At 66.0% G+C, this 17348-nt stretch carries 17 protein-coding genes; 9 read left to right on the top strand and 8 right to left on the bottom strand.

The features are described 5' to 3' along the window. Positions 1-2 precede the first annotated feature (2 nt). Positions 3-1562 carry a histidine ammonia-lyase gene (gene hutH / locus AC24YW_RS33875; RefSeq protein ID WP_487486760.1) on the bottom strand — a complete coding sequence of 520 codons (1560 nt, stop codon included), beginning with the start codon at positions 1560-1562 and terminating at the stop codon, positions 3-5. Further along, positions 1559-2773, bottom strand: coding sequence for an imidazolonepropionase (gene hutI / locus AC24YW_RS33870; RefSeq protein ID WP_487486759.1), 1215 nt, complete (start codon positions 2771-2773; stop codon positions 1559-1561). Before hutI ends, hutH begins: the two co-directional genes overlap by 4 nt. A gap of 86 nt (positions 2774-2859) precedes the next feature. Here hutI and AC24YW_RS33865 point away from each other — a divergent pair, with 86 nt between their 5' ends. From AC24YW_RS33865 to AC24YW_RS33835, 7 genes are all read left to right on the top strand, one after another. Next, the gene (locus tag AC24YW_RS33865) at positions 2860-4218 is read left to right on the top strand and encodes a formimidoylglutamate deiminase (RefSeq protein WP_487486758.1); all 1359 of its coding nucleotides are present in this window, start codon (positions 2860-2862) and stop codon (positions 4216-4218) included. Then, positions 4215-4940: a histidine utilization transcriptional repressor HutC gene (hutC, locus tag AC24YW_RS33860; RefSeq protein ID WP_487486757.1), complete on the top strand. Its 726-nt coding sequence runs from the start codon at positions 4215-4217 to the stop codon at positions 4938-4940. The genes AC24YW_RS33865 and hutC overlap by 4 nt, the downstream gene beginning before the upstream one ends. A gap of 105 nt (positions 4941-5045) precedes the next feature. After that, positions 5046-5990, top strand: a complete 945-nt coding sequence (locus AC24YW_RS33855) for an ABC transporter substrate-binding protein (RefSeq protein WP_487486756.1) — start codon at positions 5046-5048, stop codon at positions 5988-5990. A gap of 61 nt (positions 5991-6051) precedes the next feature. Beyond that, positions 6052-6825: an ABC transporter permease gene (locus AC24YW_RS33850; RefSeq protein ID WP_487486755.1), complete on the top strand. Its 774-nt coding sequence runs from the start codon at positions 6052-6054 to the stop codon at positions 6823-6825. Continuing rightward, the gene (locus tag AC24YW_RS33845) at positions 6822-7607 is read left to right on the top strand and encodes an ABC transporter ATP-binding protein (RefSeq protein ID WP_487486754.1); all 786 of its coding nucleotides are present in this window, start codon (positions 6822-6824) and stop codon (positions 7605-7607) included. Before AC24YW_RS33850 ends, AC24YW_RS33845 begins: the two co-directional genes overlap by 4 nt. Then, positions 7600-8826, top strand: coding sequence for a hydantoinase/carbamoylase family amidase (locus tag AC24YW_RS33840; RefSeq protein ID WP_487486753.1), 1227 nt, complete (start codon positions 7600-7602; stop codon positions 8824-8826). The genes AC24YW_RS33845 and AC24YW_RS33840 overlap by 8 nt, the downstream gene beginning before the upstream one ends. 116 nt (positions 8827-8942) lie before the next feature. Beyond that, entirely contained in the window at positions 8943-10094 is a 1152-nt protein-coding gene (locus tag AC24YW_RS33835) for an MFS transporter (RefSeq protein ID WP_487486752.1), read from the top strand. Here the strand turns inward: AC24YW_RS33835 and msrA are convergent. The 5 genes from msrA to AC24YW_RS33810 all read right to left on the bottom strand — a co-directional run bounded on the left by msrA (position 10091) and on the right by AC24YW_RS33810 (position 14228). Continuing rightward, complete coding sequence (msrA, locus tag AC24YW_RS33830; protein ID WP_036008049.1) at positions 10091-10606, bottom strand: peptide-methionine (S)-S-oxide reductase MsrA; 516 nt, start codon at positions 10604-10606, stop codon at positions 10091-10093. The genes AC24YW_RS33835 and msrA overlap by 4 nt on opposite strands. Before the next feature lie 176 nt (positions 10607-10782). Further along, entirely contained in the window at positions 10783-11205 is a 423-nt protein-coding gene (locus AC24YW_RS33825) for an OsmC family protein (RefSeq protein WP_487486751.1), read from the bottom strand. Positions 11206-11225: 20 nt separating this feature from the next. Then, positions 11226-13547 (bottom strand): molybdopterin guanine dinucleotide-containing S/N-oxide reductase, encoded by a 2322-nt coding sequence (locus AC24YW_RS33820; RefSeq protein ID WP_487486750.1) that lies wholly within the window; start codon positions 13545-13547, stop codon positions 11226-11228. Positions 13548-13729: 182 nt separating this feature from the next. Beyond that, the gene (locus AC24YW_RS33815) at positions 13730-13903 is read right to left on the bottom strand and encodes a hypothetical protein (protein ID WP_487486749.1); all 174 of its coding nucleotides are present in this window, start codon (positions 13901-13903) and stop codon (positions 13730-13732) included. A 130-nt stretch (positions 13904-14033) separates the two neighbouring features. Next, complete coding sequence (locus tag AC24YW_RS33810) at positions 14034-14228, bottom strand: hypothetical protein (RefSeq protein WP_487486748.1); 195 nt, start codon at positions 14226-14228, stop codon at positions 14034-14036. A gap of 87 nt (positions 14229-14315) precedes the next feature. Here AC24YW_RS33810 and AC24YW_RS33805 point away from each other — a divergent pair, with 87 nt between their 5' ends. After that, positions 14316-14831, top strand: coding sequence for a YciE/YciF ferroxidase family protein (locus tag AC24YW_RS33805; protein WP_487486747.1), 516 nt, complete (start codon positions 14316-14318; stop codon positions 14829-14831). Between the two features lie 65 nt (positions 14832-14896). Here AC24YW_RS33805 and AC24YW_RS33800 read toward each other — a convergent pair whose 3' ends face one another. Further along, positions 14897-15754: an SDR family oxidoreductase gene (locus AC24YW_RS33800; protein WP_487486746.1), complete on the bottom strand. Its 858-nt coding sequence runs from the start codon at positions 15752-15754 to the stop codon at positions 14897-14899. An 893-nt stretch (positions 15755-16647) separates the two neighbouring features. Between AC24YW_RS33800 and AC24YW_RS33795 the strand changes: the two genes are divergently transcribed. After that, on the top strand, positions 16648-17322 hold the full coding sequence (locus AC24YW_RS33795) for a nitroreductase (protein ID WP_487486745.1): 675 nt from the start codon (positions 16648-16650) through the stop codon (positions 17320-17322). The last annotated feature ends 26 nt before the right edge of the window (positions 17323-17348 follow it).

Raw genomic sequence — 17348 nt, 5'->3', positions numbered from 1 at the left:
CTTCAGACGAGTCGCGGAAACGGATCGGTGGGAAGCTGGGCGAGCGCGGCAGCTGGAAGCGCATCGGCCTCGATCAATGCAGCGGCCTTGGCGAGGTCGCCGGCCATGTAGCGGTCGGCACCGAGCGCAGGCACCCGCTCACGCAACGCGGCAATGACGGCGACCAGCGGCGCGCTGGTTGCATGCGGCGCACGCAGCGTGATGCCTTGGGCGGCGACCAGAAGCTCGATGCCGAGGATGGCGGCGAGATTGTCGGCCATGTCGGACAGGCGCCGCGCGGCATGCGCGGCCATCGAGACATGGTCTTCCTGGTTGGCGCTGGTCGGCGTCGAGTCGATCGAGCAGGCGAGCGCGCGCTGCTTGTTCTCGGCATAGAGCGCGGCCGCCGTCACCTCTGCGATCATGAAGCCGGAATTGATGCCGGGATCGGGGGTGAGGAACGGCGGCAGGCCGAAATTTAGCGCGGGATCGACCAGGGTCGCGATGCGCCGCTCGCTGATCGCGCCGATCTCCGACAGCGCCAGCGCGAGCGCGTCGGCGGCAAACGCCACCGGCTCGGCGTGGAAATTGCCGCCCGAGACGATCTCTCCGGTCTCGACCAGCACCAGCGGGTTGTCGGTGACGGCATTGGCCTCGACGATCAGCGAGCGCGCGGCCTGCGTGATGAGATCGAGGGCTGCGCCTGCAACTTGCGGCTGGCAGCGCAGGCAATAGGGATCCTGCACGCGTTCATCACCTTCGAGATGCGAGAGGCGGATGTCGCTGCCATCGAGCAACGCTGTCAGCGTCGCGGCCGCCGCGATCTGGCCGGCATGGCCACGCAGCACCTGGATTTCGGGGCGGAACGGTGCCGTCGAGGCCATCGCCGCATCCACCGACAACGCACCGGTCACGAGTGCGGCGCGGGCGAGGCGATATGCACGCAGCACGCCCGATAGCGCGTAGGCGGTCGAGAATTGCGTGCCGTTGATCAGCGCGAGGCCTTCCTTGGGGCCAAGGGTCAGCGGTTTGAGGCCGGCGGCCGCGAGTGCCTCGCTGCCGGACAAGATCTTGCCATCGATGATCGCCTGCCCCTCGCCGATCATCACGGCCGTCATATGCGCGAGCGGTGCCAGATCGCCGGAGGCGCCGACCGAGCCCTGCTGCGGCACCAGCGGATAGACGCCACGGGCCAGCATGTCCTGCAACTGCTCGATCACCGCGCGGCGTACGCCGGAGGCGCCACGCCCGAGCGAGACGATCTTCAGCGCCATCATCAACCGCACGATCGGCTCCGGCGTCGGCTGGCCGACGCCGCAGCAATGCGAGACGATGAGGTTGCGCTGGAGCAGCGCGGTCTGGTCCGGCGGAATGCGCTTCGATGCGAGCTTTCCGAAGCCGGTGTTGATGCCGTAGACGGGAACGTCGGCCTGCGCGGCCCGTGTCACGATCTGCGCAGCCGCCTCGACCCGCGGCCAGAAGGAGGGATCGAGCACGACGGGGGCGCCTTCGAGCACGCGCGCGAGATCGTCGAGGCTCACCGTTCCCGGCTTGACGACGATCGCCGTCTCCTGCTCCGTCACTGTCCCCTCCATATCCGCTTGTGCAGCGGATTGAAGCCGATGCGGTAGACCAGCTCGGCCGGCCGCTCGATCTCCCAGATCGCGAGGTCGCACCATTTGCCGGCTTCCAGTGTGCCGGTCTCGTTCAGCAGGCCGAGCGCCCGCGCGCCTTCACGGGTGACGCCGGCAAGGCACTCGGCGACATTCATCCGGAACAATGTCGCGCCCATGTTCATCGCGAGCAGCAGCGAGGTCAGTGGCGAGCTGCCGGGATTGCAGTCCGTCGCCAGCGCCATCGCAACGTTATGCTTGCGGAACGTCTCGACCGGGGGCTTCTGCGTCTCGCGAATGAAGTAGAACGCGCCGGGCAACAGCACCGCCACCGTGCCGGCCCTCGCCATTGCGGCAGCACCGGCTTCGTCGGTGTGCTCGAGATGATCGGCCGAGAGCGCGGAGAATTTCGCGGCAAGCGCAGCGCCGCCAAGATTCGAGAGCTGGTCGGCATGGAGCTTGACCGGCAGTCCAAGTCCCTTCGCCGTTTCGAACACAAGCGCGGTCTGCTCGGCGGAGAATGCGATGCCCTCCATGAAGGCATCGACGGCATCGGCGAGGCCCGCTTTTGCGACCGCCGGCAGCATCTCCCTGCAAACGAGATCGATGTAACCATCCTTGTCGCCAGCGGCCTCGACCGGCAGCGCATGCGCGCCCAGGAACGACGTGCGGATCGTAACCGGCCGCTCACGGCCGAGGCTGCGCGCCGCAGCGAGCTGTCGCATCTCGGTTTCGGTGTCGAGGCCGTAGCCGGATTTGATCTCGACCGTGGTGGCGCCCTCAGCCGTCAGCGCGTCCAGCCGCGGCAGCGCGCCCGCGACGAGCTCGGCTTCGCTGGCCTTCCGCGTTGCCGCCACCGTCGAGACGATACCGCCGCCGGCGCGCGCGATCTCCTCGTAGCTCGCCCCCTTCAGGCGCAGCTCGAATTCATGCGCGCGGTTGCCGCCATAGACGAGATGGGTGTGGCAATCGACGAGGCCCGGCGTGATCCAGCGCCCCTCGCAATCGATCCGCTCGATCGCGTCTGCGTCGAGCGGAAAATCCGCTTGCGCGCCCGCATAGGCGATGTGGCCGCCGCGTGCGGCGATGACGCCATGCTCGATCTCGCCAAGATCGGGACGATCGGCCCGCATCGTGGCGAGGCGGGCATTATGCCAAATCCGGTCGAAGCGCTCTGCCATGCGGCTATCCATTCGCCCTGGGATGCTTGACTTATATGTCTAGACATATAATCGTACGGCGGTTCTGTCCAGCCGGCGTGTAGATCATGACCCGACTGCATTTCGCTTCCGCGCTCCTGCCTTCCGGCTGGGCCAATGACGTGCAGGTGGTGATCGCCGCCGGCGCGATCGCGGCGGTGACACCGGGCGTGGCGCCGGCCGCCGGCGACGAGCGCCATGCCGTCGCGCTGCCGGGACTTGCGAGCCTGCACAGCCACGCCTTCCAGCGCGGCATGGCGGGGCTAGCCGAATTGCGCGGCGATTCCACCGACACATTCTGGACCTGGCGCGAAACGATGTATCGCTTTGCGCTGGCGATGACGCCCGACGACGTCGCGGCCGTGGCGACGCTGCTCTATGTCGAGATGCTCGAGCAGGGCTTTACCCGCGTCGGCGAATTCCACTATCTGCACCACGACCGCGATGGCTCGCCCCATGCCGACATCGCCGAGATGGCCGCGCGCATTGCACAGGCGGCCGAAGCTTCCGGCATTGCACTGACCTTGCTGCCGAGTTTTTATGCGCATAGTTCATTTGGCGGTGCAGCACCCCATGCCGGGCAACGCCGCTTCATCTGCTCGGTCGATCAATTCGCCGCATTGCTGACTGCCTCGCGCCAGGCGATCAGCGCCTTGCCCGGTGCCAATATCGGCATCGCACCGCACAGTTTGCGCGCGGTGACGCCGGACGAGCTCGCCGCGATCATCCCACTCGCCGATGGCGGGCCGGTGCACATTCATGCCGCCGAGCAGGTGAAGGAGGTCGAGGATTGCCTCGCCTGGTCGGGCCAACGCCCGGTGCAATGGCTGCTGGAGCATGCGCCCGTCGATCAACGCTGGTGCCTCATCCACGCGACCCACATGACGAGTGAGGAAGTGACGGCGTTCGCCAGGACCGGTGCGGTGGCGGGCCTCTGTCCCATCACGGAAGCCAGCCTCGGCGACGGCACGTTCTCGGCACGGGAGTTCGTCGACGCCGGCGGCTTTTTCGGCATTGGTACCGATTCCAACGTGTTGATCGGCGCCGCCGACGAATTGCGCCAGCTCGAATACAGTCAGCGGCTCAAGCACCGCCAGCGCAACGTCCTCTCCGGCGGCACAGGTCGCTCGACAGGGCGCTCGCTGTTCGACGGGGCGCTCGCCGGCGGCGCGCGGGCGCTGGCGCAGCCGACGGTCGGCCTCACACCCGGCGCGCGCGCCGACATCGTCACGCTCGACATGGCGCATCCATCGCTGGCGGGGCGCGCACGCGATGCCGTCATCGACGGCTGGATTTTTTCTGCCGGCGGCGCCGCCATCGATTGCGTCTGGGCCGGGGGCCGCAAGGTGGTCGAGGGCGGTCAGCATGGATTGCGCCAAGCCGCACGCGAACGCTTCAACGCATCGATGCGGAGGCTCGTCGCATGAGCCTCGTCACCGACGCCGACAAGCCGACGCTCTACAAGCGCATCCGCGCCGACATCGAGCAGCGCATCCTGACCGGCGAGTGGCCGCCCGGCCATCGCATTCCATTCGAGCACGAGCTGGTGGCGCGCTACGGCTGCTCGCGCATGACCGTGAACAAGGCATTGTCGGAGCTGGCGCAGGCCGATCTGATCGAGCGGCGCCGGCGCGCCGGCTCGTTCGTGCGCCGGCCGCAGCATCAGTCGGCGGTGCTCAAGATCGCCGACATCCGCGCCGAGATCACCGCGCTCGGGCGCAGTTACGGCTATGAGCTGATCGGCCGCAAGCTGCGCGCCGCGACGGCCGCCGACCGCGACCGGCTCGGCGTGAAGAAGGCCGGCAAGGTGGTCGCGATCACCTGCCGGCACAGCGCCGACAAGGTCCCGTTCGCGGTCGAGGACAGGCTGATCGACCTGTCGTCCGTGCCGGATGCCGCGGCCGCGGATTTCTCGCGGGAGCCGCCCGGCTCCTGGCTGCTTCACCATGTCCCATGGACCGAGGCCGAGCACACGATCAGCGCCATCGTTGCGGACGACAGCACCGCGGAAGCGCTCGACATCGCCGTCGGCGCACCCTGCCTCGTGATCGACCGCTACACCTGGCGCAGCGCGCGCACCATCACCGCGGTGCGCCTGCTCTATCCCGGTGACTCTCACCGCCTTGTCGCCCGATTCAAGGGAGGCTGAGAGGACATGTCGGCACAATTCGTGCAATGCATCGGGCAACGGTCCAGCTGGGCCGGCAGAGATCAACAGGACGTCAAATCATCGATCGGCAAGAGGACGACAATCATGCGTAATTCGACAATATTTGCGACAATCATTGCTCTCGCGGCCTCCACTCCGGCGCTCGCCCAGGACGTCAAGGTCGGCATCGGCATTTCCGGATGGACCGGCTTCGCGCCGCTGACGCTGGCCAAGGAGGCCGGCATCTTCAAGAAGAACGGCCTCGACGTCACCATCAAGAAGATCCCGCAGAAGGACCGCCATCTCGCCATCGCCTCCGGCGACATCCAGTGCGCGGCGACCACGGTCGAGACCTGGATCTCCTGGAACGCCAACGGCGTCGCCACCAAGCAGATCTTCCAGCTCGACAAGAGCTACGGCGCCGACGGCATGGCGGTGCGCAACGACATCGCTGCGATCAAGGACCTGAAGGGCAAGACCGTCGCCGCCTCCGCGCCGGGCACCTCGCCCTATTTCGCGCTGGCCTGGATGCTGAAGAAGAACGGCCTCACCACGAAGGACGTGACGGTGGTGAACCTCGAGCCGGCGGCTGCGGCGCAGGCCTTCGTCTCCGGACAGAACGATGCGGCGATGACCTATGAGCCCTATTTGTCGACCGTGCGCGCCGCGCCCGACAAGGGCAAGATCATCGCCACCACGCTCGACTATCCGATGGTCATGGACACGTTCGGCTGCACGCCGAAGTTCCTCACCGACAATCCCAAGGCCGCCAAGGCTCTCGCCGACAGCTATTTCGAGGCGATCGAGATGATCGCCAAGGACCAGGCCAAGTCCTACGAGATCATGGGCGCCGACGTGAAGCAGACCGGCGAGCAGTTCGGCAACTCGGCGAAGTATCTGCGCTGGCAGGACAAGGCCGCGAACCAGAAGTTCTTCGCGGGCGAGTTCCTGACCTTCAACAAGGAGGCCGCCGAGCTCCTGTTCGAGATCGGCATCATCAAGGCCGTGCCGAAGATCGAGGACCTCTACGACGCAAGCTTCATCAAGTAACATTCTCCAAACTGCCGGTTCCGCCTCAAGCGGAGCCGGCGCACCATTCGGATACAGTTTGATGCGTCCCTTGGATCCCGTGACATCGAAGCAGCGTGCGGCCTATGGCCTCGCGTTCTTCGTGCTGTTCGTCGCCCTCTGGTCATGGGCGACGTTCGGTGGGCATGTGTCGAAGACCTTCCTCGCCAATCCGCTCACGATGGTGCAGGAGGGCGTCGAGCTGCTCACCAAGCACGGCTTCCTGTTCGACATCGGCATGACGATCTGGCGCGTCGTCGGCGGCTTTGCGCTCGCGGCGGTCATTGCGGTGCCGCTCGGCGTGCTGATGGGCGCCTACAAGCCGGTCGAAGCCTTCCTCGAGCCCTTCGTCTCATTTGCACGCTATCTGCCCGCCTCGGCCTTCATCCCGCTGCTGATCCTGTGGGCCGGCATCGGCGAATTGCAAAAGCTGCTCGTCATCTTCATCGGCTCGGTGTTCCAGGTCATCCTGATGGTCGCGGTGACCGTCGGCGCCACGCGGCGCGATCTGGTCGAGGCCGCCTACACGCTGGGCGCCCGCGACCGCGGCATCATCCGCCGCGTGCTGCTGCCCTCCTCCGCGCCGGAGATCGCGGAGATCCTGCGGCTGGTGCTGGGCTGGGCCTGGACCTACGTCATCGTCGCCGAGCTGATCGGCTCGTCCTCGGGCATCGGTCATATGATCACCGACAGCCAGGCGCTGCTCAACACCGGCCAGATCATCTTCGGCATCATCGTGATCGGATTGATCGGCCTGATCTCGGACTTCCTGTTCAAGGCGTTCAACGCCTGGCTGTTTCCCTGGAAGCTGGCATGACCATTCTCAAGATCGAGCAGGTCTCGCGCACCTTTCCCGCGCGCCACGGCAACGCGCCGACGCGGGCGCTGGAGCCGACCGATCTCGTCATCGGCAACAACGATTTCGTCACCATCCTCGGTCCCTCCGGCTGCGGCAAGTCCACGCTGCTGCGCATCGTCGCCGGCCTCGACCGTCCGACCGGCGGCCGTGTCACGCTCGACGGACGCGAGGTGACCGGCCCGGGCGCCGATCGCGGCATGGTGTTCCAGTCCTACACGCTGTTCCCCTGGCTGACGGTGCGCGAGAACATCGCCTTCGGCCTGCGCGAACGCGGCGTGTCCGAGGCGGAGCGACACAGGATCGCCGATGCCTTCATCCGCCAGGTCGGGCTGTCCGGCTTCGAAAATCATTGGCCGAAGCAGCTCTCCGGCGGCATGCAGCAGCGCACCGCGATCGCACGCGCGCTCGCCAACGACCCGAAGATCCTGTTGCTCGACGAGCCTTTCGGCGCGCTCGACAACCAGACCCGCGCCCTGATGCAGGAGATGCTGCTCGGGATCTGGGAGCGCGACCAGAAGACGGTGCTGTTCGTGACCCACGACATCGAGGAAGCCATCTTCCTCGGCAGCCGCGTCATCGTCATGAGCGCACGCCCCGGGCGCATCAAGGCCGAAATCAATGTGGACCTGCCGCATCCCCGCTCCTACAAGATCAAGACCACGCCGGAATTCGTCCAGCTGAAGGAACGGCTGGTCGAGGAGATCCGCACCGAGGCCCTGAAGGTTGCCGAACATGCCTGACGCTCGTGCCGACGGACATCGCGTTCTCGCCGACCTCCATGCGCTGCGCGCCTTCGGCGCCTACAAGACCGGTGTGCACAAGCCGACCTTCTCCGAGCCGCACAAGCTGTCGCTGGAATGGCTCGTCCAGAAGCTGCCCGAAGCCGAGCTCTCCGCGACGATTGACGGCATCGGCAATGTGTTCGGGACGAGCACGAAGTCCGGGCCGAAGCTGCTGGCGGGCTCGCACCTGGAAAGCCAGAACTATGCCGGCTGGCTCGACGGCCCGCTCGGCGTCGTCTATGCGCTCGAGGCGGCGCGCGTGCTGAATGCCGACGCGTCCGTGAACGGTGCGGTCGAGGTCGCCGCCTGGTGCGACGAGGAGGGACATTTCGGTCATTTCCTCGGCTCGCGCTCCTATGTCGGGCAGGTGACCGAGGCCGACATCGACGCGGCCCACGACCGCACCAGCGGCCGCACCATGCGCGATGCCCTTGCCGACATGGGGCTCGCCGGGTGCCCACGGATCACCGCCGAGCCGGGACGGCACGTCGGCTATCTCGAGGCACATATCGAGCAGGGCGACACGCTCGAAAGCGGGCGCCTGGCGATCGGCGTCGTCACGTCCATCGTGGGGATCTGGCAGTACCAGATCAACTTCGTAGGCGAGCAGAACCATGCCGGCACCACGCGCATGGCGGTGCGCAAGGATGCTGGCCTCGCCCTGGCCAAGTTCTGCGTCGCGATCGACGAACGTTTCCCGACGGCCTGCGGCCCGCGTACGGTCTGGACCACCGGCCGCATCACGCTCGATCCGGGCGCGCCCAGCATCATCCCCGGTGGCGCAGAGATGCTGTTCCAGATCCGCGACGACGACCCGGCTGTGATTGCGCGGCTGGAGCAGCTGCTGCGGACCATGGCGGACGAGGCCAATGCCAAAGGCCCTTGCACCGTCACGGTGACGAAGCTGCGCACCGGCGCACCCGCGATGATGAACGCGGACTTTCAGGACGCGATCGAAGCTGCGAGCAAGGCCGTCGCCGGCGGCCGGTCCATCCGCATGCCCAGCGGCGCCGGCCACGATGCGCAGATGCTGGCAACCGTCATGCCCGCCGGCATGCTGTTCGTGCCGTCGATCGGCGGCATCAGCCATCACTGGACCGAGAACACCGCGGATGCGCACATCGTGACGGGCGCAGAAGTGTTCGTCGAGGCGTGCCGGCGGATCCTCGGCAGTTAGGTCGAGGCATGCAGCCGTTGAGCGCCTGCCACGCCCATTCGAGCAGGGCTCTGCCATAAAGCCGCGGCAATCCTCGGGCCTGTCGACCGCCTCCTCCCCTGCTTCCCGGAGTTCCCATGTCTTCTGCCGATCGGCCGGCAACCCGCCTCGCCACCCGGCTCGCCTTCCTCGTTGCGGGCTTCGGCATCGCGTGCTGGGCCCCGCTGGTGCCGTTCGCGAAGGCGCGGCTCGCCGTCGACGACGGCGTTCTCGGCCTGCTCCTGCTCAGCCTCGGCATCGGCTCGGTCGTGGCGATGCTGCTGACCGGCGTGCTCAGCGCGCGCTATGGCAGCCGGCCGATCATCGTCGCGGGCGGGCTCGGTCTCACGCTTGTGCTGCCGCTGCTCGCGATCGCAAGCTCACCGCTGTCGCTGGCGCTGGCGCTGCTTGCGTTCGGCGCCGCGCTCGGCTCGATCGACGTCGCAATGAACATCCACGCTGTGGAGGTGGAGCGCGCCGCCGGGCGGCCCCTGATGTCCGGCTTCCACGCCCTGTTCAGCATCGGCGGGTTCGCCGGATCCGCGCTAATGACGGCGCTGCTCTCGCTGCAGCTCGGGGCGCTCGCCTCGACGCTGATCTGCTCCGTGCTGATGCTGATCGCGATGCTGGTGACCTGGCCGCGCCTGCTTCGCTCGGTGCAGGTGCAGGAAGGCCCATTGTTCGTGCTGCCGCACGGATCGGTGCTGCTGCTGGCGCTGCTCGGCGCCATCACCTTCCTGGTCGAAGGCGCGATGCTCGATTGGGGTGCGCTGCTCGTGATCGGCGCCGGGCTCGTCAGCGAGGCGCAAGGCGGCATCGGTTACATCGTGTTCTCGATCGCGATGACCATCGGCCGGCTCGCCGGCGACGCGGTCGTTGCTCGCATCGGAGACCGCACGACGTTACTGTGGGGCAGCCTCATTGCGATCGCCGGCTTCGTGGTGCTGCTCACAGCGCCCGTCGCAGCGGTCGCCATCGCCGGATTCCTGCTGATCGGGCTCGGCGCCTCGAACCTCGTGCCCGTGCTGTTCCGCCGGGCGGCGCAGCAAAAGGTGATGCCCACGGGACTTGCGGTCGCGGCGATCACGACGGCAGGTTATGCAGGCGTCCTGCTCGGCCCCGCCGGCGTCGGTTTCGTCGCACAGCTCGGCGGACTGCCGCTGGCATTCTGGCTGCTGGCCGCCTTGATGGGTCTCGTCACCTTGACGGCGCCGATCGTCACCGCGGACCGGCGCCCGACCGGGCGCTAGCCTCCGACTGCCGCAGCGCGACGCGGCAGCTTCCAGCCGGGCCGGATGAAGTGGCAGGTGTAGCCGTCAGGATAACGTTCGAGATAATCCTGATGCTCGGGCTCTGCTTCCCAGAACTCGCGCGCGGGCGCGACCTCGGTCACCACCTTGCCGGGCCACAGGCCGGAGGCTTCGACGTCGGCGATGGTGTCTTCGGCGATCCGCTTCTGCTCCTCGCTGGTGTAGAAGATCGCCGAACGGTAGCTCGTGCCGATATCGTTGCCCTGACGGTTGAGCGTGGTCGGATCATGGATCTGGAAGAAGAACTCCAGCATGGTCCGGAAGCTGGTCCTGGCCGGATCGAACACGATCTCGATCGCTTCGGCGTGGCCTTCGTGATTGCGGTAGGTGGCGTTCTTGACGTGCCCGCCGGTGTAACCGACGCGGGTGGAGATCACGCCCGGCTGCTTGCGGATCAGATCCTGCATGCCCCAGAAGCAGCCGCCGGCCAAAACTGCGCGTTCCGTCGTCATGTGATGTGCTCCCAATGATCGCCAAATAGCTTGTGCATCATATAGGCTTTCGGCCGCCCGGTCGAAAGCCGCGCCTCGACGCCCACCCGGTCGCCAGGGCTCGGTGCAGCCTCTCCCGCTTGCGGGAGAGGGAGCGCACCTCCGCCTTTGCAGCGATCGAGCCTCAGTCCATCGCCCTAGGCCAGCTTGGCGTCGAGCGTGATGGCTGCGTTGAGCACCTTGGACACCGGGCAGTTCTTCTCGGCCTCGCCGGCGAGCCGGGCGAAGCCGGCATCGTCGAGACCAGGCACTTTCGCCCGCAGGGTCAGCGCGGACTTGCTGATCTTGAAGCCCTTGCCCTCGGGCTCGAGCGTGACGGCGGCTTCGGTCGAGAGCTCGTCGGGCGTGAAACCCGCCATCTGCAGGCCGAAGGCCAGCGCCATGGTGAAGCAGCCGGCATGGGCCGCGGCGATCAACTCTTCGGGATTGGTGCCCTTCTCGTTCTCGAAGCGGGTCTTGAACGAATAGGGCGTTGCAGCAAGCACGCCGGATTCGCTCGACAGGTGGCCCGTGCCATCGCGACCGGTGCCCTTCCAGACTGCTGTTGCCTTGCGGATCATCTCAAGGTCTCCTTGCTTGCCTAAACCGGATCGAACGCGCGGATCGGTGGGAGATTGCCGGTGAACTTCTCCACCTCGACGGTCGTCAACTGGCCGGTGCAGCCCTGCGCCAGGGACGAGGTGCCGACGTCACGGGTCAGCACGTTCGGATTGCCGTGAACGCAGAGCGGCGCCTCGTCTTCGGGATCCATCGGATCGTACCACGCACCGGTCGGGAGCTGAACCACGCCGGGCGCGATGCCGTCGGTGACGCGAACTGCGGCCAGGCACGCGCCGCGCTCGTTGAACAGGCGGATGATGTCGCCATCCTTGATGCCGCGCGCCTGTGCATCGACCGGGTTCATGCGCGCGACCTCGCGGCCGCGATGCTTCGAGCCGAGCGAATGTCCGCCGAAATCGAGCTGGCTGTGCAGGCGCGTCACCGGCTGGTTGGCCACGAGGAAGCACGGTGCCCGCGGCTTGGGAACATCGGTCTTGTCGATCCAGACCGGATGTCCCGGACAATCCGCATCGCCGTGCGCTGCGATCTTGGCCGAGAAGATCTCGATGCGTCCGCTCGGCGTCGGCAAAGCGTGATTGACGGGATCCTCGCGAAAGCGGCGCAGCCGGCCGCCATCGTCGGGTTGCTGCGGCACGACCAGGCTGCCGCGCGCCCAGAATTCTTCGAAGCTCGGCGCCTCCAGCCCGCGCTTGGCGAGCGAGGCGCGTGTCGGCTCGTAGAGATGCTCCAGCCATTGCCGCGACGTGCGTCCCTCGGTGAACGGCTCGCGCGCCCCGAGACGCTCGGCGAGATCGGCGAAGATGTCGTAATCGTCGCGCGCCAGCCCGAACGGCTCGGCGATCCGGTGCATCGCGACCATCAGGGGATCGTTGGTGGAATAGCCGATGTCCTCGCGCTCAAGCGTCATCGTCGCGGGCAACACGATGTCGGCGTGGCGGGCGGTGGCGGTCCAGGCGAGCTCGTGCACGACCAGCGTGTCCACCTGCGCGAAGGCCTTGCGCAGGCGGTTGATGTCCTGGTGGTGATGGAAGGGATTGCCGCCCGCCCAGTAGACCAGACGAATATCCGGGTAGGTTCGCGTCTCGCCGTTGTAGCGATAGGTGGTGCCGGGATTGAGCAGCATGTCGGCGATGCGCGCCACCGGAATGAAATCGGCCACGCCGTTGCGGCCCTGCCCCAGCGTCGGTCCCGGCACGTCGTTGACGCGGCGGCCGTAATAGCCGATCGCACCCAGCGAATAGGCATAGCCGCCGCCGGGAAGGCCGATCTGGCCGAGGGCCGCCGCCAGCACCATGCCCATCCACACCGGCTGCTCGCCATGCTCGGCGCGCTGCAGCGAATGGGAGACGGTGACGAGCGAGCGCTTTCCGGCAAGGCGCCGCGCCAGCTTGCGGATCGCATCCGCACTGACGCCGCAGATCGCGGCGGCCCATTCGGCGTGCTTGGTTTGGCCGTCGCTCTCGCCGGTGAGATAGCGCAGGAAGATTGGCCAGCCCTCGGTGTAGCGATCGAGGAAGGCCTGGTCGTGCAGGTTCTCACTGACCAGCGTATGGACGATGCCGAGCATCAAGGCAGTGTCGGTGCCGGGCACGCAACTCATCCATTCGGCGCCGGCCTCGACCGGCAGATCGTCGCGCAGCGGGCTGACGAGAACGAACTCGCAGCCGCGCGCCCGCGCCGCCGCCATGGCGCCGCGCTCGACATGCTTGCTGATCGAGCCGCCGGCCACCATGGAGTTCTTCAGCGCCATGCCGCCGAATGCCAGCACGATGTCGGTCTCGGCCGCAATCTGCTTCCAGGTGACGTTGCGCTTGGTAATGTCCTCGTAGCCGGCCAGGATCTGCGGCAGCAGCACCGAGGACGCACCCGAGGAATAGGTGTTGACCGAGCGCACATAGCCGCCCATCGCGATATTGAGGAAGCGATGCACCTGGCTCTGGGCGTGATGGAAGCGCCCGGCACTCGACCAGCCATAGGAGCCGCCGAACACGGCGCCGGGTCCGCGCGTGTCGCGAATGCGGCCGAGCTCCTCGCCGAGGAGATCGAGCGCCTTCTCCCAGCTGACCGAGACGAACTCGTCGCGGCCGCGCCTGCTATCAGGGCCCGGCCCGTGCTCGAGCCAGCCGCGGCGGATTGCCGGCTGGGCGATGCGCGCCTGGTGGCGGAGCGCGCCGGGAAAATTGTCGATGATGCCGTTCGGATCGGGATCGCCGGCATAGGCCCTAACCTCCAGCCCGGCCGCGCCCTGGCGCGCGGAGAACACGCCCCAATGCGAGGTGTGCGGCTTGAAGCCGTCCGACAGATCAAGAGCGGGGTCGGGGAAGCCAATCGTATCGTCCATCTCTGATCCTTGTCCGGCGGCGTCGGCTAAGGGTGGTAATATACCGATCCGCTCCGGACGTCGTCGAGATCAGGGTTGACGGGAACGCTGGCCTGCCCCGCGCAAAGCCGGCCTCGAGGCCGTTGACACCCTTGAAGCGTCATCGCGCGCGTCACGTAGCTCGTTTTGGCGCCGACGCTGCATCATCCGCGCGCGCAGCAATCGACCAGCAGATTCCAGATCCGCTGCATCTCTTCTCTTCTGTTCGCCTCCGACACCTTCTCGGCACTCGACTGATCGAACGCGACGATGGTGTGGTGTGGGCGAGGCACGATCCACCGCTCCGAAATCGGGTCGTACCATTTGCCGATATTCATCTCAGTCACGTCGGTCGACTCACAGATTGACAGGCACGATGTGCGCTGCGCGGTCCGCATTGGAGCCCGTGTGGCGCACCACCCGATTCACCAATCAGGAGATCGCATGATCGTTCCCGGCCCGCCGGCGTCAGCCCGGCCGGGCCGGATGCAGCGTGCGCGGATGCCGCTCGTGCAGCAATCGCGCCAGTTCCTCACGCTCGGTGTCGCGGCCCTTCATCGCGGTCTCGAACAGCGCCTCCTGGATGTCGCGAGGCATGTCCCCCCATACGTCCAGCGCCGCACGTCCGAGCAGGCCCACAAGATGATCCACTCCATCGCTCATTCGGCTCTCCCGATCTGCACACGGGAATGGAACAGCGGCGGCCGCTCCGCGTTCCACTGCCATCATTGTGAAAAGGAGACGTCTTTTATGGGATTCTTCACCAAGGACATCAAATCGATGGAAGACCTGTTGCTGCACGGGCTCCAGGACATCTACTACGCGGAACAGCAGATCCTGAAGGCGCTGCCGAAAATGATCGACAAGGCCACCAACAGGGATCTCGTCGCCGGGCTGAAGGCGCATCTGGAAGAGACCAACAAGCAGGTCGACCGCCTCGACAAGGTCTTCGCCAAGCTCGGCAAGGAGCCGAGCGGCACGCATTGCCCGGCCATCGACGGCTTGATCACGGAAGCCGACGAAACCGCGGGCGAGATCGAGGACAAGGCCGTGCTGGACGCCGCGATCGTCGCCAACGCACAGGCGGTGGAGCATTACGAGATGTGCCGGTACGGCACACTGATCGCCTGGGCGGAAGAGCTCGGCCACGACGACATCGTGCGCTTCCTCACCACCAATCTGAACGAAGAGAAGGCCGCCAATACCAAGCTGAACACGGTGGCCCTCCGTAAAGGCGTCAATGCCAAGGCCTCTAGCGCCGCGTGATTGAAGCTACTGATTGAGACGTGGCGGCGGCCGGTAGTGCGGTGCCGCCACGGTGCTCGCCCAGATCAGATAAACGGCTTGCCACCGGTGACGGGCAACGTCGCCCCCGACGTGTAGCTCGAAAGCGGATCGGCGAGCATGACATAGGCCGTCGCGAGCTCTGCCGGCTGGCCTGCGCGCTGCATCGGCACCTGCTTGCCGAAATTCTTGACCCTTTCCTCCGACATGGTCGAAGGAATCAGCGGCGTCCAGATCGGCCCCGGGGCCACCGCATTGACCCGGATGCCCTTCTCGGCCAGCATCTGCGCGAGCCCGCCGGTGAAGTTCTGGATGGCGCCCTTGGTCGTGGCGTAGGCCAGCAGGCTCGGGTTCGGCATGTCGGAGTTGACAGAGGCCGTGTTGATGATCGCGGAGCCCGGCCGCATGTGGGGGACGGCGGCCTTGGCCAGATAGAACATGGCGTGGATGTTGATCTCGAACGTCCGCCGCCATTCGTCGTCGCTGATATCCGCGATGTCCTTGAACGTCGCCTGATGGGCGGCGTTGTTGACGAGGATGTCGATGCCGCCGAGCTCCTCGACGGTGCGACGCACGATGGCGCGGCAATGCTCGGGATTGCTGATATCGCCCGGGATCAGGACGGCCTTGCGTCCCTCCCGCTCGACCAGCGCCTTGACCTCGGCCGCATCCTCGTCCTCGTTCAAATAGGAGACGACGACATCCGCGCCTTCCCGCGCATAGGCGATCGCCACCGCGCGGCCGATGCCGCTGTCGCCACCCGTGATAATGGCCTTCTTTCCGGCAAGACGGCCGGAGCCCTTGTAACTCTCCTCCCCGTGATCCGGTCGGGGCTGCATGGCCCGCGTCGAGCCCGGCATCGGCTGCTGCTGCGCAGGATAAGGCGGCTTTGGATAATCGGTCATGGACAACTCCCGGCGTTTGCTGCGCTAACGGAGCGCCGCCGAAAGTGTTCCTGCCGTTGTCGGGGGTTCTGACGACGCGGTCGCTCCCGTTAGGTGGATAACGCAATCTGCCCCCCGTCGGTTCGGATCAGGTCCGCGGCCGCTTGCAGATCGCAGGATTCGCGAAACAGCTCGCACTTCCAGATCGGCAAGAGGACCGTTCAGGAAGTAAACCGTGGCAGAGGTCATGACCGCGCTTTCTCATCTGTCGCAGGGAAATCGGCATCGCTCAGGGCAAACATGACGCCCGCGCCCGATCAAAAGCTTAGAGAGCGTTTCCTCGCAGCAGAAATCAAAAGAAATTATGCGCTTCGACGGATTTCAGTATGGCGGCGAAGCCGGCATCAAACACGGACATCGCCGCGGAGACGCGCGAGACGGCCCATCGAAGACGATCAGCGGCAAACGGCCAGATGTACCGCACGATGTGCAACCGGAAACGCTTGCAGCCTCGAGCTGCCAGCTTTCCGTTCGCCTCCGGTTAGTGCATAGGGACGTGCTTGACGGAATCGTTGATCCCGCGCCAGACCTTCGCGCACCAATTGCTGACATTTTGAACCAGGACTTTCAAATCCAACTCTCGCCCTCTGTTGTCGCCTGTTAGGAGCAAGAATTGGACCACCGACCCAACAACGAGCAGAGTTCGCCGCTTTATTCCGAGTGGCGGGCATATGGCGCTCCCTAGGGGAGTCGCGCCCTGCTTCAGCCTTGAGAGGGCACATTCTGATCCGTATGGGAGGTCGAGTTCGGCGACGAAACGCCGCGGACCGATGGGGATACGTAGCCGACTCTTGCGGGAGGGTGCAGAAACCACGAGGCTGTTTCAGAACCTGTCACGGGGGGATCCCACACAGATGCAGTTTGACGACGTCATCCTCGGTCGCCGGAGTATCCGCGGTTACAAACCAGATCCGGTACCCAAGGCGCTGATAGCGGAAATCATCGGTTTGGCGATGCGCGCTCCGTCGTCGATGAACACCCAGCCCTGGAATTTCTACGTCGTATCAGGCGCACCGCTGGACCGGATCCGCGCCGGCAACACCGAACGCATGCTGGCGGGCGTCCCGCAGTCGCGTGAGTTCCGCACCGGTCAACCCTTTACGGGCAAGCATCGCGACCGGCAGGTCGGCGTCGCCAAACAATTATTCTCCGCGATGGGGATCGAGCGCGACGACAAGGACCGGCGTCAAGACTGGGTGCTGCGCGGCTTCCGCCAGTTCGACGCGCCGGTCTGCGTGATTATCACCTATGATCGCGTGCTCGACGGCAGCGACGATACGCCGTTCGATTGCGGCGCTGTGGCCACCGCCCTGGTCAATGCCGCCTGGTCTCGCGGGCTGGGCGCCGTGATCAACAGCCAGGGCATCATGCAATCTCCCGTGGTGCGCGAGCATGCAGGGATTGCCGACGATCAGGTCATCATGAAGAGCATCGCGCTGGGCTGGCCCGATGAGACTTTTCCGGCCAATGCGGTGGTGTCGGAGCGCAAGTCGGTCGAGGAGGCCACGGTGTTCGTCGGATTTGAATAGCGGCGCGCGGCGGCCTGGAGGTACAG

The sequence above is a fragment of the Bradyrhizobium sp. USDA3516 genome, from assembly GCF_057651995.1.
This window is presented reverse-complemented; position numbering and strand designations above follow the sequence as displayed.

What these genes read in the sequence shown, in the direction of transcription:
- hutI (WP_487486759.1), bottom strand. Translation starts at nt 2,773, where the DNA reads ATGGCAGAGCGCTTCGACCGGATTTGGCATAATGCCCGCCTCGCCACG.
- AC24YW_RS33865 (WP_487486758.1), top strand. Translation starts at nt 2,860, where the DNA reads ATGACCCGACTGCATTTCGCTTCCGCGCTCCTGCCTTCCGGCTGGGCC.
- hutC (WP_487486757.1), top strand. Translation starts at nt 4,215, where the DNA reads ATGAGCCTCGTCACCGACGCCGACAAGCCGACGCTCTACAAGCGCATC.
- AC24YW_RS33855 (WP_487486756.1), top strand. Translation starts at nt 5,046, where the DNA reads ATGCGTAATTCGACAATATTTGCGACAATCATTGCTCTCGCGGCCTCC.
- AC24YW_RS33850 (WP_487486755.1), top strand. Translation starts at nt 6,052, where the DNA reads ATGCGTCCCTTGGATCCCGTGACATCGAAGCAGCGTGCGGCCTATGGC.
- AC24YW_RS33845 (WP_487486754.1), top strand. Translation starts at nt 6,822, where the DNA reads ATGACCATTCTCAAGATCGAGCAGGTCTCGCGCACCTTTCCCGCGCGC.
- AC24YW_RS33840 (WP_487486753.1), top strand. Translation starts at nt 7,600, where the DNA reads ATGCCTGACGCTCGTGCCGACGGACATCGCGTTCTCGCCGACCTCCAT.
- AC24YW_RS33835 (WP_487486752.1), top strand. Translation starts at nt 8,943, where the DNA reads ATGTCTTCTGCCGATCGGCCGGCAACCCGCCTCGCCACCCGGCTCGCC.
- msrA (WP_036008049.1), bottom strand. Translation starts at nt 10,606, where the DNA reads ATGACGACGGAACGCGCAGTTTTGGCCGGCGGCTGCTTCTGGGGCATG.
- AC24YW_RS33825 (WP_487486751.1), bottom strand. Translation starts at nt 11,205, where the DNA reads ATGATCCGCAAGGCAACAGCAGTCTGGAAGGGCACCGGTCGCGATGGC.
- AC24YW_RS33820 (WP_487486750.1), bottom strand. Translation starts at nt 13,547, where the DNA reads ATGGACGATACGATTGGCTTCCCCGACCCCGCTCTTGATCTGTCGGAC.
- AC24YW_RS33815 (WP_487486749.1), bottom strand. Translation starts at nt 13,903, where the DNA reads ATGAATATCGGCAAATGGTACGACCCGATTTCGGAGCGGTGGATCGTG.
- AC24YW_RS33810 (WP_487486748.1), bottom strand. Translation starts at nt 14,228, where the DNA reads ATGAGCGATGGAGTGGATCATCTTGTGGGCCTGCTCGGACGTGCGGCG.
- AC24YW_RS33805 (WP_487486747.1), top strand. Translation starts at nt 14,316, where the DNA reads ATGGGATTCTTCACCAAGGACATCAAATCGATGGAAGACCTGTTGCTG.
- AC24YW_RS33800 (WP_487486746.1), bottom strand. Translation starts at nt 15,754, where the DNA reads ATGACCGATTATCCAAAGCCGCCTTATCCTGCGCAGCAGCAGCCGATG.
- AC24YW_RS33795 (WP_487486745.1), top strand. Translation starts at nt 16,648, where the DNA reads ATGCAGTTTGACGACGTCATCCTCGGTCGCCGGAGTATCCGCGGTTAC.